The sequence below is a fragment of the Roseibium sp. genome (genome assembly GCF_048260565.1).
Classification (GTDB): domain Bacteria; phylum Pseudomonadota; class Alphaproteobacteria; order Rhizobiales; family Stappiaceae; genus Roseibium.
The window spans coordinates 841,969-855,658 of the sequence record NZ_JBLXGP010000001.1 but is presented as its reverse complement, the minus strand read 5'-3'; the positions used below and the strand labels follow the sequence as shown (position 1 = coordinate 855,658).

Below are 13,690 nucleotides of genomic sequence, written 5' to 3'. Positions count from 1 at the left end.
CTCAGCTTTCCATATACGGCTTGAACTTCGCGCGAAACGGGCCGCGTTGCTTGTCCGAGACGCGGACCGTGGCCTCGATCGCGTCTTCGCTGTCCTTGCGCTCCAGCACTTCGGCCAACTGATACAATTGTGCCAGCAATTCCCCGTCGGAAACCGGGAGAACGACCGTGAAGGTGTCGTCCTTCTCCGCCATGAAGGTGTCGATGCGATTGTAAAGCTGATCGATCCCCTCGCCCGTCAGAGCGGAGAGCGAGATCGGCCCTTCCCTGCCCTGCTCGGCAAGAAGCTTGTCGCGATAGGCCGGATCCAGGCAGTCGATCTTGTTCCAGACCTCGATAATCGGCGCGCCGGTCTGCGGGCTGACGCCGAGATCCTCCAGCGTCTTTTTCACGTCCTCTGCCTGGGCATCGGTGTCCGGATGCGAAATATCGCGGACATGGAGGATCAGATCCGCTTCCAGAACTTCTTCAAGGGTTGCCCGGAAGGCGGCCACCAGATGTGTCGGCAGGTCAGAGATGAATCCCACCGTATCCGACAGGATCACTTCTCGCCCATGGGGCAGGGTAATCTTTCGCAAGGTCGGGTCGAGGGTTGCGAACAGCAGATCCTTGGCAAAGACGTCCGCCTTGGTCAGCCGGTTGAACAGGGTCGATTTGCCGGCGTTGGTGTAGCCGACAAGCGCCACGGTCGGTTGGGGGATCTTCTTGCGTTTCTTGCGGTGCAAGTCGCGGGTCCGTCGCACGCCTTCGAGCTGCTTCTGCAGGGCGGTGATGCGATCCTGGATCTGACGGCGGTCGGATTCGATCTGCGTTTCGCCCGGGCCGCCCATGAAGCCGACACCGCCGCGCTGGCGTTCCAGGTGGGTCCAGGAACGTACGAGCCGGCTTTTCTGCCAGGTCAAGTGGGCCAGATCGACCTGAAGCTTGCCCTCCTTGGTGCGCGCCCGGTCGCCAAAAATTTCCAGAATCAGACCGGTCCGGTCGATCACCTTGGTTTTCAACCGTCGCTCAAGATTTCGTTGCTGGATCGGAGACAAGGGGTGGTCGACGACGACCAGGTCGACGTCCTCGGCCTCAACGATGCCGGCAAGCTCGGACACCTTGCCTTCGCCGAAAAGGGTCGCCGGCTTCGGATTGCTGATCTTGACGACACCAGCGGAAACAATGTCCAGATTGATGGCCGCACTCAGTCCAACGGCTTCTTCCAGCCGTGCTTCGGGGCTTCGGTTGCCGCGCAATTCGGCTTCCGCACCCTCCCGGCGCTGAAAAAGCACCGGCTCCAGAATAAGCGCCCGAAAAGGCTGCGGACGCCGATCTATTCCTGTTTCCGTTGCGCCTTCTAGTTTCGAAAAGTCGTCACTGCGAGACTTGGGTTCCAATCAGCTTCCTGCCTTCTCACCATTGTCTTCGCCCGGCTCGAACAACTGAACCGGACCATTCGGCATGATCGTGGAAATAGCGTGCTTGTAAACCAGTTGCGAGTGCCCATCCCGACGCAGCAGGACGCAAAAATTGTCAAACCACGTGACCACTCCCTGCAGCTTCACGCCGTTGATCAGGAAAATGGTCAATGGGGTTTTTTGTTTGCGAACGTGATTTAAAAATGTGTCTTGCAAGTTCTGTGCGCGCTCAGCCATCAGTCTTTTTATCCTGTTTTTTTCCGGATGCGGCCGGGCATCCGGTTATTCCTTTAAAGTTACCGCCGTTGGGGGCCCTAAACACAAACGCCACCGCCCCAGGCGGCCTGCCCGTACCACTTATTTAGCAGCTGATCCGTCTTTCGTTTAGAGAAGACACCATATCGGTCCAGCTGCCTACCTGTAATTTAATCAGGTAAACGAAAATATTCATACTGCCTTTAGATCAGTAACAGTATGGAACAGCTGACGCAATCGGCTTGCAACCATTCCGGGATGGCCGTTGCCAACTATCCTATCGTCAATTTTTACAACTGGCATGACAATCGTCGTGGCCGCTGTGACGAAGGCCTCACGCGCGTCATAGGCCTCTTCAAGCGAAAAAGCGCGTTCCTCGAATGAAAGCCCTTCCTTTTCGGCAAGATCGAGAACCGCGGTTCTGGTGATTCCCTTGAGAATTCCGGATTCCGCCGGCCGCGTGACCAGTTTGTTGTCCTTGGTGACGATCCACGCATTCGTCGATCCGCCTTCGGTCACATTGCCATCGGCATCCACATACCAGGCTTCCTTGCCTCCCGATTCCTTGGCATTCTGTTTGGCCAGAACATTCGGAAGAAGTGCGATGGTTTTGATATCGACGCGTGGCCAACGATTTTCGGGATAGGATACCACCGAGATGCCCGTTTCCGCTTGCTTGTCCGCCGCAGCCGGACTGGCCGAACGGGCGGTCACGACAATTGAGGGGGCGACATCTTCGGGCGGAAAGAAATGATCCCGTCGGGATACGCCGCGGGTTACCTGGACATAGACCAGTCCGTTATGGACCTTGTTCCGTCGCACCGTTTCGGCGAGCACGAATTCCAGCGCCTTGCGGGTCATGGGCCAATCGATCCTTAGTTCGGACAGGGACCGGCCCAGGCGATCCATATGGCGCGGCATGTCGACGATGTTGTTTTTCCAGACTTCGCAGACCTCATAGACACCATCGGCAAATTGATATCCGCGGTCTTCCACATGAACGGCGGCATCCTTGTGGGGGACATACTGGCCATTTACATAGGCAATCCTGCTCATGATCACTCCTGATACGCCGGATCTACTGTTTGCGAGCGAACACCATTCCCGAGGCCGACCGCCCGGAAATACCTTTGCCCCATGCCGTCCAAACGGCATGCATTCGGGACTAAGTCTCTGAAATAATAGGCGCCTGCGTCAAGACGTCCCTGCCGGTTAGTCACCGCTTCGTGCATTTATCAGAAGAATTCGATACTCACACGGAACATCTGTTCAACCTGACGGACGCGGTTGGCCATGGCGAAGATGACGATCCGGTCCTTCGCCTCGATCTGCAGGTCGCCGTTGGGCGTGATCACCTTGCCTCCCCGGAAAACGGCGCCGATCCGGATTCCGGACGGCAGGTCGATTTCGCGTAATGGCCGGCCGACCAGCGGTGACGTGTCGAGAGCTTCCGCCTCCACCACTTCCGCGACACCGTTCTGCAGCGAATGAACGCCGCGGATACGTCCTCGACGCACATGCTGTAGAATTTTGGAAATGGTCACCGCGCGCGGATTGATGAAAGCGTCGATCCCCAAGGCGCTTGCAAAGGCCGGATAACTGGGATTGTTGAGCAGGGAAAGATTACGACGGCACCCGAGTTTCTTGGCCATGACGGAAGCGAGAATGTTCACCTCGTCCTCATTGGTGAGCGCAACCATCGTATCTGCCTCGCCGACATCGGCTTCGGTCAGGATCGTCTGGTCCAGGGCACTGCCGTTCAGGATCACCGATCGCTTCAGTTCGTCGGCAATCGCGACGGCGCGTTCGCGGGAGGCTTCGATCAACTTGATCTTCGTATTGCGCTGGCGGCTTTCCAGCGCCCGGGCCACGTAAAGGCCGATGTTGCCCCCACCTGCAATGACGACGCGGTTCGCCTCCGGTTCCTCATGGCCGAAAATGCCGAGCGTTCGCCGGACCTGGTCCCGTCGGGCAACCACATAGGCCAGATCGCCGACAAGAAGGGAATCCGAACTTTTCGGCACGAACAGCGAGTTGTTCCGGTAGATCCCGACGACGACCGCGCCGAGATCGGGGAACAGTTCCGTAAGCTGGCGGAGCGGCGTATCGACGACCGGGCAGTCCTCCTCGCACATGATGCCGACGGCAACGACCTGATCGTCGGCAAAGCGGACGGTTTCCACCGCACCGGGCAGAGCCAGGCGGCGCAGCACCATTTCGCCGACCTCGATTTCCGGGGAAATGACCACATCAATCGGCATCTGGTCGCGGGAAAACAGGCTTTGCCACCGGCCCTGCAGATAGCTCTGGGACCGGATGCGGGCGACTTTGGTCGGCACGTTGAACAGGGAGTGGGCGACCTGACAGGCGACCATGTTCACCTCGTCATAGAGCGTGACGGCGATGATCATATCCGCTTCGCCTGCACCGGCCTGGGCAAGAACATCGGGATGCGCGCCATGACCGACAAAACCGCGGACGTCGAGCTGTTCCCCGATGGCCTTGATCAGTTTGGGCGACGAATCAATGACGGAGACATCGTTCTGTTCTGCCGCAAGGCGCTCGGCGATCCCGTATCCGACCTGCCCGGCACCACAAATCACGACTTTCATAGGAAAACTGCCCTCTTGCCGTCGACGGAGTTTTACACCTGAGCCGGAGTATCAGGACAGGCCAAGCGTTTTGAGCTTACGGTGTAGCGCAGAACGTTCCATACCGACAAATTCGGCGGTGCGCGAGATATTACCGTCGAAACGCTTGATTTGCGCCTGCAAATAATCGCGTTCGAAGATTTCCCGGGCTTCGCGTAGCGGAACGGACATCAGGTGTTCTCCGCCGCCGGCCGTCGGCAGGCTCGGAAGCATGGAACCGATTTCGGCCGGCAGGAGATCCGCCGTGATCACGCTGTCCGGTTCACCGCGGCTCAGGATCAGGAGGCGTTCCACGTTGTTGCGCAGCTGGCGTACGTTGCCGGGCCAGTCGTGGGTCTGGAGAACCGCCATGGCATCGTCGCCGATTGGTCTCAAGGGAATGCCGGATGAGGTCGAGATCTGTTCCATGAAGTGTTCTATCAGGATCGGAACATCCTCGCGCCGTTCGGCCAGGCCCGGCACCCTCAAGGGAACAACGCTGAGACGGTGATAGAGATCCTGTCGGAACAGTCCGGCGGAAATGTGCTCTTCCAGATTCTTCGCGGTGGAGGACAGGATACGGATGTCCACCTGCACTTTCGTCGTTCCTCCCACGCGGGTAAAACTCTGCTCGACCAGAACCCGCAGGATCTTGCCCTGGGTCTCTGCCGGCATGTCGGCGATTTCGTCGAGATAGAGCGTGCCGCCATGGGCTTCTTCCAGCGCCCCGACCTTGCGCAGATTGCCGCCTTCGTCCTCGATCCCGAACAGCTCTTCTTCCATGCGTTCCGGGGTGATCGTCGCGGCATTCAACACCACAAACGGGCTTTTCGCGCGTGGCGAGGAATCATGGATAATACGAGCGGCCAGTTCCTTGCCCGCGCCTGAGGGGCCCGTGATCAGAATCCGGCTGTTGGTCGCTGCGATTTTCTGGATGGTCTGACGCAACTGGTTGGCGGCGCTTGACTCTCCGATAATAGCGGATGCGTCGCCTGAGCGCTGCTTCAGATCGCGGATTTCCCGCTTCATGCTGGAGGCTTCCAGCGCACGTTCGGTGATATGGATCAGGCGGTCGGTTTTGAAAGGCTTTTCGATATAGTCGTAGGCGCCGCGCTTGATGGCGGAGACGGCCGTTTCGATGTTGCCGTGACCTGAAATGATGACGACCGGCAAATCCGGGTCCGTCTCCTTGATGACATCCAGGAGCGCCAGTCCGTCCAGGCGGCTTCCCTGGAGCCAAATATCCAGAACCACGAGAGAGGGCCTGCGTTCCTTGATCGCGGCTATAGCCGTGTCTGAATCGCTGGCCGTCCGGGTTCCGAAGCCTTCATCATCGAGGATGCCGGCGATCATCTCGCGGATATCGGTTTCATCGTCAACTACGAGAATATCATGGGCCATCGGTTGTATCTGTCTGTTCGTTCTTGTTGTCGTCAATCATGTCCTCAGCCTTTTTCGACAAGGTGAGGCGCACCATTGTTCCGGTCTCCCCAAGGGATGTGTCAGGGGCGTCTTGCAGTTCGATCGTTCCGCCATGGTCTTCCAGGATCTTACGGACGATCGCGAGGCCGAGTCCCGTGCCTTTTTCGCGGGTGGTCATGTAAGGTTCAAGAAGTCTCTGCCGGTTTTCTTCGGGCAAACCGACGCCATTGTCTGTGACGCTGATCACGACCTGTTCGCCGGCATCCTCCAACTTCACAAGTATGCGCCCTTCAGGCAGATCATCGCCCGTTCGGCCCTCGATCGCCTCGGCGGCATTCTTGATGACGTTCGTCAGGGCCTGACCGATCAGCCGGGCATCGAAGGTAGCACGCACGGGGTCTTCGGGAAGGTCTGTCGTGATCTTGATATCCGGATTGCCAACGGTCTGCATAAAGGCCGCTTCACGCACCGAGTTGCGGATATCGGCGTCGGCCTTGCTGGGTTTTCGCATCCGGGCAAATGAGGAGAATTCGTCGACCATTTGACCGATGTCGCCGACCTGGCGGATGATCGTATCGATACATTGATCGAACACGCCGCGATCCTCTTCAACCTTCTTGCCATAGCGGCGGCGGATTCGCTCGGCGGACAATTGGATCGGGGTCAAGGGGTTCTTGATTTCATGGGCAATCCTGCGGGCGACATCGGCCCAGGCCGAATTGCGTTGCGCCGAAACCAGATCGGTAATGTCGTCGATCGTGACAACGTATCCATGTTCGCGCCGGGTGGAGAGCTCGCTTGTGATCCGGACGTTCAAGGTCCTCTGGCGCCCGCCAAGAGCCATCTCGATCTGTGTTTCGTGAGAGCGGCCGCTGTCTTCGTGAATGGTCTTGCTGATCTCAGCACCGAGTTGGGGAATGACATCTTCAAGCGGCATGTTGAGGATCGCGATTTCATCGACCCCAAGCAGTGTCTGTGCGGAGCGATTGACGAGCATGATCCGGCCTTCTTCGTCAATCCCGATGACGCCGGTGGACACACCTGACAGAACGGCCTCATTAAATCTGCGCCTGCGGTCGATCTGCTCGTTCGCAGCCAACAATGCGTCGCGTTGCCCGAGAAGCTGGCCCGTCATCTTGTTGAAGGTCGCTCCGAGGTTGGCAAGATCACCGCCGGATTTATGGGTTTCGACCTTGACCGCCAGGTTGCCTTTCGACACCTCGTCTGCCGCGGAAATGAGCGTACGGATGGGCGCTACCAGACGGTTGGCGAAGCCGAACCCGATCCAGATCGCCGACAGCAGCAGGATCAGGGCAACCCCCAGATACACCAGGGCAAATGCGACCTGAACACCAAACCGGGTCTTTTCGAGAACCCGATAGGACTTGGCTCCGTCATCGGCCAGCCGAAGATAGTCCACCACGCGTGGGTCCATGGCCCGGGTGACGAACAGATAGAAATCATCGTAGGCCGCAAGCTTCATGACTCCGCCGACCTGATTGGTCTTTCCCGGCGCGATCATGACGGGAGCATTGGATGCGGCGGCCTGGGGAAATACGCTTTTGGGAGGAAGCAGGATATCGGCCTTGGGGTCGAATACGATCCGGGTGATGACGGTGCCGTCGGAATTCAGAATGTAGGCAGCCTGCAGCCCCCGCAAGGAGGCCTGAGCGGAGAAGAAGGAATCGAACCGGCTCGGTTCGTTGCTGTAGACTGTCTCCGCACGATCGACATCGTTGGCCATGGCAATCAGATGGGCGCGAAGCACCTGCACGTGCTCTTGCAGATAGGCCTGCGCTACGACCAGGGCATTGTCGATGATGCGCCGGGTCCGTTCCTCGAACCAGCGGTCCAGCCCCTTGTCGAGCGTAAATGTAGCGAGGATCGCCATAAGAATGGCTGGAACCGCGGCAATCACGCTGAACAACGCAACGATACGCACGTGAAGCCGTGCGGCCGCCCTGCCCCGCCGCCGCGCGGTCCACAGCTTGTAGATCTCCAGCAGGATCTCGAGCACCAGACAGGTCGCCAGAATGCCGTTGACCAGCATTGCGATCCAGACCACTTCCTGGGTCGGCGCGATGGGGGTCAGCCCCATAAGAATGGCGAAGGTTACGGCAATGGAAACCAGGGCGACGATCATGATCGCCAACCCGACACGACGCATGAGTCTGCCGCCGGTTACCTTGATGACCGCCGTTTCCTGGAGGCCTCCCAGTGTCATGTTCCCTCGTCATTCGGCGATAGATGGCGGCCCGCGATTCCACGGCCCGCTCACAGAAGCTGCGGCACACTTACCACACAATGTTGCGAAATTGCGACAATGGCGCGGCTGCGACAATGCTTCAAGGGAATTTAGGCCGCCCCGGTCGGAAAGACGGGGGCAAACACTAGCGGAAGGCGCGCATCACCTGGATATCCAGATCCCTGATCTTCTTGCGCAATGTATTACGATTGACGCCAAGCAGTTCCGCCGCCTTGATCTGATTGCCTCGAGTGGCGGCCAGGGCGGCGCTGATCAAGGGATACTCCACTTCCCGCAGAATGCGGTGATAAAGACCTGGAGGCGGCAGGGATTCTCCGTACTGCTCGAAATAGTTTCCGAGATAGCGCTCGACCGAAGTCCCGAGATTGATGTTCTCGGACTCCTCTTCTTCAAGAGTCGAAACGGACGGTTGGCTGAGCTCATGCTCGAGCAGTGCCTCACCGATCACATCCTGCGGGTAGAGAGCGGCAAGGCGCCTGACCAGGTTTTCCAGTTCGCGTACGTTGCCCGGCCAGCGGTAGCGGCGCAGCAGGTTGAGGGCAGCCTGATCCACCTGCTTCGGCGGCAGGCCCTCCTTTTCCGCTAGCTGGAAAAAATGGCGGACAAGATCGGGAATGTCTTCCACACGTTCGCGCAACGGCGGGAGCCGGATCGGCACGACGTTCAGTCGGAAGTAAAGGTCTTCGCGGAATAGCCCCTGATTGATGAGTTGGCGAAGGTCCTTGTTGGTCGCCGCAATGATCCTGACATCCGTCTTGATCGGGGTCCGGCCACCGACTGTGGTGTATTCGCCCTGCTGGAGGACGCGCAGCAACCGCGTCTGGGCTTCCATCGGCATGTCGCCAATCTCGTCGAGGAACAGAGTGCCGCCGTCTGCCTGTTCGAACCGGCCCGAACTGCGCACCTGGGCACCCGTAAAGGCGCCTTTTTCGTGACCGAATAGTTCAGCCTCGATCAGATCGCGCGGGATGGCGGCCATGTTGATCGCAACGAAAGGACCGTTACGCCGTTTGCCGTAGTCGTGAAGCGCCCGGGCGACCAGTTCCTTGCCGGTGCCGGATTCGCCGTTGATCATGACGGTCAGATCGGTCTGCATCAGCCTCGCGAGCACACGGTAGATTTCCTGCATCGCAGGCGAGCGGCCGACCAGCGGCATCCCTTCGCCGATGTCGTCGATCTCCACCGGCTTTTTGATCTTCGGTTCCTCGAGTGCGCGGCTGACGATGCTCGTCAGTTCCTTCAGATCGAAGGGCTTGGGCAGATATTCATAAGCCCCCTTCTCCGAGGCCTTGATTGCGGTCATGAAGGTGTTTTGCGCACTCATGACCAGAACAGGGAGTTCCGGGCGCAGTTTTTTCATGCGCGGAAGAATGTCGAAGATATTTTCGTCCGGCATGACGACATCGGTGATGACGAGATCGCCGTCTCCGGAACTGACCCAGCGCCAGAGGGTGTTGGCGTTGGACGTCAGGCGGACGGTATAGCCGGCCCTGGAGAGAGCCTGGTTGAGCACGGTGCGGATGGCGGCGTCATCATCAGCGACGAGAATGGTGCCAGTCGGCATGGTCAATCGTTCCTGTCATTGGAGGACGTGCCGTTAACGGGCGTATCCGGGTCGGTGTAGGCGGGCATCAGGATGCGGAAAACGGTCTTGCGCGGCTGGCTGTCGCATTCGATCACCCCGCCGTGGTCGCCGATGATCTTGGCGACCAGCGCAAGGCCTAATCCCGAGCCGTTGGTCTTGGTGGTGATAAACGGTTCAAACATATGCGGAAGCAGATCTTCCGGCACGCCCGGCCCGTTGTCCTGGACGCAGAATTCCAGTGGCAGGCTGACTTTCTGCTCGGTTCCGGGCACAGACAAACGGACCCCCGGACGGAATGCGGTCGTAATCCTGATTTCGCCATCCGGATCGTCGCCGATCGCTTCACTGGCGTTCTTGATCAGATTGAGGAAGATCTGGATAAGCTGGTCCTTGTTGGCATAGACCGGCGGCAGCGACGGATCGTATTCCTCGATGATCCTGATATTGCGGGCAAAACCGTTGTCTGCGAGCCGTTTGACGTGATCGAGAACCACGTGGATGTTGACCGGCTCCCGTTCGATCGGGCGTTCGTCTGAAAAGACTTCCATTCTGTCGACGAGCTTGACGATCCGGTCGGTCTCATCGGTGATCAGCCGCGTCAGGGGCCTGTCTTCATCAGGAACGGATTGCTCCAGAAGCTGGGCGGCGCCGCGGATACCCGAAAGCGGGTTCTTGATTTCATGGGCGAGCATGGCTGCAAGTCCCGTGACCGTGCGGGCGGCCCCCCTCGACGTCAACTGACGGTCGATCTTTTCCGCCATGGTCCGTTCCTGGAACATCAGGACGACGGCGCCGGGACGGTCGGAAACGGGGGCTGCGTTGATGTCGACGATCTTCGGCGCGCCGATGCGCGGAGAACCGATGTCGACCTTGTATTCGTTGACGGGCGCGCCGCGTTCGCGGACCTGCTCGATCAGGGTGAGGAGTGGACTGCCGAAGGGCACGAAGTCGCTGATCGGGTGACGCCTGAGAAATGCGACGCTGGAGCGCATGAATATTTCGGCCGCCATATTGGCCGATTCTATCACGCCATCCGGTGCGACCAGAAGAACCGGGTGCGGCAGGGCATCCAGGATCGTGGGGCCGTCACTTGCCAGGGCTGCGGTGCGGCCCTCTGCCATTGCTTGAGGCGTCATGCGGCACTCCGTTGATCGAGCGTGGAAAACAGGGTTTCCGTAAGGCGGATTACTTCAGTCGGGTCGTTTGAGGTCATCAGGGTCGATCGCATACTTGTTGGAGTAAGCGTGATTCCTGCGCCATCCAGGTACCAACCGAGATGCTTGCGGGCGATGCGGATGCCCGGCATCCGTCCGTAATGGGAAAGCATGTCTTCGTAATGGGTCAGGACAAGATCGGTGAGTTCCGATCCGGACGGGTTCGGCAAGCGTTCACCGGTGTTCAGGTAATGTGCGATATGCCCCGGTAGCCACGGACGCCCATAGGCCCCGCGGCCGATCATCACGGCGTCGGCACCCGATTCCGCAAGCATGGCATCGGCATCGTCGTAACCATGGCAGTCGCCATTGGCGATGACCGGGATCGAGACCGCGCTCTTGACCCGGGCAATCGTGCGCCAATCGGCCCTGCCCTTGTAGAACTGGCAACGGGTGCGGCCATGAACAGTGACAAGCCGGATGCCCGCGGCTTCGGCCCGTTGGGCCAATTCCGGCGCATTTATGCTAGTTTCGTCCCAACCAAGGCGCATTTTCAGCGTTACAGGAATGGCGACAGCGCCGACCGTCGCTTCGATCAATGTCAGCGCGTGATCGAGATCGCGCATCAACGCTGAACCGGAATAGCCGCTTGTTACCTTTTTGGCAGGACATCCCATGTTGATGTCGATAACATCCGCGCCGAGATCGGCGACGATCTTTGCCGCTTCTGCCATCCAGCGCGCCTCGCGGCCGGCAAGCTGCACGACATGGAGTCCGCCTTCCTGAGGCCCGGCACGCATTTCGGTTTCCGCATCGCCTTTGACGAAGGACTCGCTCGCGACCATCTCGCTGACGACCATTCCGGCGCCATATCGGGCAGCTATTCGCCGGAACGGCAAATCGCTCACACCCGACATGGGAGCAAGCACCGCTCTTCGGTCAAGAGTGTGACAACCGATGCGCATTAAAGCTTGCCCTTGCGAAAGAGTGAGGAATGCAACTTTGCTCATATCCTGTGCATGATATTTTACTGCCTATATAGTAGCCATTTTCCGCAGTGCGGCAAGAGGCAAATTGCCTATTCGACGACAACATGGTTGAAATCCGGGCAGAGTGTTAACAAGCGAAAATGAATAAAATTTAGGGAGTTTGGAGCCTTACATGAAGTTACGCGTGGCCGTCATCGTCGTTGCCGCAGGACGAGGCACCCGTTTTTCCTCCGATGGAGATCGTCAGCCCAAGCAATATCGCGACCTGGTCGGTCGACCGGTCGTCAGCCGGACTCTGGACGCATTCCTGTCTCATCCGGGAATTGCCGACGTCCTGGCGGTGATTCATCCGGATGACACAGCCCTGTACGATCAGGCAGTCGCCGCCATCGACCCGGTGGGGAGAAATAAACTGCGGCAAGCGGTTTTCGGCGGTAACACTCGTCAAGAATCGGTTCGCAACGGCCTGCTCGCACTGAAAAACGGCAACATTCATCAGGTCCTGATACACGATGCGGCTCGGCCTTTTGTTTCTCATGCTGTTATCGATAATGTGCTGGAAAAACTGGCAGAGGGACAGTGTGCGGTTCTCCCGGCTGTTCCTGTGTTCGATACCCTGAAGCGGTTGGGAGAGGTAACCCATCGGTTGGAAACCGTCGACCGCACCGGTTTATGGGCGGCGCAAACGCCGCAAGGTTTTGATTATCCGACAGTCCTGGAAGGACATGAAAAGGCGTACCAGGCCGGGCGCACGGACTTTACCGACGACACCGCCATTGCCGAATGGCAGGGTGTCGCGGTCAGCCTGGCCGAGGGAGACCCGGACAACTTCAAGATTACATCCCGGTCCGACCTGGACCGGGCGAAAAAGCGGATTTCCATGACAGACAGATATAATTCCGGCCTTGCCGAACTCGGTGACGTACGTATGGGCACCGGATATGATGTCCATGCCTTTGAAGACGGAGATGCCGTGATCCTCGGCGGCATACAGATTGCCCACGACAAGCGCCTGAAGGGACATTCCGACGCCGATGTGGTCCTGCATGCCATTACGGACGCGATTCTGGGCGCTATCGGCGATGGCGACATCGGTGCCCACTTCCCCCCTTCCGACCCGGCTTGGAAAGGCGCATCTTCAGACAGGTTCCTTGCAGATGCCGTTCGTCGCGTGGCGGACCGGGGCGGCAGGTTGGCTCATCTGGATGTTACAATCGTGTGCGAAGCGCCCAAAATCGGGCCGCACCGAGAAGCCATGCGCCAGTCGATCGCGGGGATCTGCGAACTCCCCGTTTCCAGGGTGTCCGTGAAGGCAACCACTTCGGAGCGGCTCGGCTTTACCGGACGCAGGGAGGGCATTGCCGCGCTCGCCGGCGCCACGGTACGGTTGCCCTTCAATGACGAGGACTGCACATGACAGACTTGGAAACCCTGCTGCCCCTAGCCGAACGGGTCCTGTCCGCCTGCCAGAAAAAAGGTCTGATGGTGGCGACTGCCGAATCGTGCACAGGTGGCTTGATCGCCGGCATCCTGACGGAGATCGCCGGATCGTCCGCCGTTTTCGATCGGGGATTTGTCACTTATTCAAATGAAGCGAAAAAAGACCTGCTCAACGTCAAATCTGCCGATCTGGATGCCTACGGCGCAGTCAGCGAACAAATCGCCCGCCAGATGGCATCGGGAGCGCTCGCGAATTCCCGCGCTCAGATCGCGGTTGCCGTGACGGGGGTTGCCGGACCAGGCGGCGGTTCAGAAGATAAACCGGTCGGAACGGTTTATTTCGGTATCGCCGTTCATGGCGAACGGGCGGAACACAAGCATTGTCTGTTTTCCGACGAAGGGCGCGAACAGATCCGGGCTCTTTCGATTAAAACGGCGCTCGAGCTTCTGTTAAATGCGGCAAATTCGTTTGTCGCTCGTTAACACTCCTTGCAAAAGACCAACGAAACACTCTCCCGTTAGGGTTCGGGCAAGCTTACATCATTAAGAT

Annotated in this window: 11 protein-coding genes; 2 read left to right on the top strand and 9 right to left on the bottom strand. The window is 58.7% G+C overall.

Features of this window, described 5'->3' with window-relative positions; genetic code table 11:
* Position 1: 1 nt before the first annotated feature.
* From hflX to dusB, 9 genes are all read right to left on the bottom strand, one after another.
* The gene (hflX, locus tag ACN0SO_RS03845) at positions 2 to 1,378 is read right to left on the bottom strand and encodes a GTPase HflX (RefSeq protein WP_417674683.1); all 1,377 of its coding nucleotides are present in this window, start codon (positions 1,376 to 1,378) and stop codon (positions 2 to 4) included.
* Positions 1,379 to 1,639 carry an RNA chaperone Hfq gene (gene hfq / locus ACN0SO_RS03840; protein WP_346908448.1) on the bottom strand — a complete coding sequence of 87 codons (261 nt, stop codon included), beginning with the start codon at positions 1,637 to 1,639 and terminating at the stop codon, positions 1,379 to 1,381.
* Positions 1,640 to 1,846: 207 nt separating this feature from the next.
* Positions 1,847 to 2,710, bottom strand: a complete 864-nt coding sequence (locus tag ACN0SO_RS03835) for a D-amino-acid transaminase (RefSeq protein WP_417674681.1) — start codon at positions 2,708 to 2,710, stop codon at positions 1,847 to 1,849.
* Positions 2,711 to 2,889: 179 nt separating this feature from the next.
* The gene (gene trkA / locus ACN0SO_RS03830) at positions 2,890 to 4,266 is read right to left on the bottom strand and encodes a Trk system potassium transporter TrkA (protein ID WP_417674679.1); all 1,377 of its coding nucleotides are present in this window, start codon (positions 4,264 to 4,266) and stop codon (positions 2,890 to 2,892) included.
* Between the two features lie 51 nt (positions 4,267 to 4,317).
* Complete coding sequence (locus ACN0SO_RS03825; RefSeq protein ID WP_417674677.1) at positions 4,318 to 5,685, bottom strand: sigma-54-dependent transcriptional regulator; 1,368 nt, start codon at positions 5,683 to 5,685, stop codon at positions 4,318 to 4,320.
* Entirely contained in the window at positions 5,675 to 7,930 is a 2,256-nt protein-coding gene (locus tag ACN0SO_RS03820) for an ATP-binding protein (protein ID WP_417674675.1), read from the bottom strand. Before ACN0SO_RS03820 ends, ACN0SO_RS03825 begins: the two co-directional genes overlap by 11 nt.
* 166 nt (positions 7,931 to 8,096) lie before the next feature.
* Positions 8,097 to 9,536 carry a nitrogen regulation protein NR(I) gene (gene ntrC, locus ACN0SO_RS03815; protein WP_417674672.1) on the bottom strand — a complete coding sequence of 480 codons (1,440 nt, stop codon included), beginning with the start codon at positions 9,534 to 9,536 and terminating at the stop codon, positions 8,097 to 8,099.
* Positions 9,537 to 9,538: 2 nt separating this feature from the next.
* Positions 9,539 to 10,693 (bottom strand): two-component system sensor histidine kinase NtrB, encoded by a 1,155-nt coding sequence (locus ACN0SO_RS03810; RefSeq protein WP_417674670.1) that lies wholly within the window; start codon positions 10,691 to 10,693, stop codon positions 9,539 to 9,541.
* Positions 10,690 to 11,676 (bottom strand): tRNA dihydrouridine synthase DusB, encoded by a 987-nt coding sequence (gene dusB / locus ACN0SO_RS03805; RefSeq protein ID WP_417674668.1) that lies wholly within the window; start codon positions 11,674 to 11,676, stop codon positions 10,690 to 10,692. The genes ACN0SO_RS03810 and dusB overlap by 4 nt, the downstream gene beginning before the upstream one ends.
* Positions 11,677 to 11,872: 196 nt before the next feature.
* Here dusB and ACN0SO_RS03800 point away from each other — a divergent pair, with 196 nt between their 5' ends.
* Positions 11,873 to 13,117 carry a bifunctional 2-C-methyl-D-erythritol 4-phosphate cytidylyltransferase/2-C-methyl-D-erythritol 2,4-cyclodiphosphate synthase gene (locus ACN0SO_RS03800; protein ID WP_417674666.1) on the top strand — a complete coding sequence of 415 codons (1,245 nt, stop codon included), beginning with the start codon at positions 11,873 to 11,875 and terminating at the stop codon, positions 13,115 to 13,117.
* Positions 13,114 to 13,623 carry a CinA family protein gene (locus tag ACN0SO_RS03795; protein WP_417674664.1) on the top strand — a complete coding sequence of 170 codons (510 nt, stop codon included), beginning with the start codon at positions 13,114 to 13,116 and terminating at the stop codon, positions 13,621 to 13,623. The genes ACN0SO_RS03800 and ACN0SO_RS03795 overlap by 4 nt, the downstream gene beginning before the upstream one ends.
* The last annotated feature ends 67 nt before the right edge of the window (positions 13,624 to 13,690 follow it).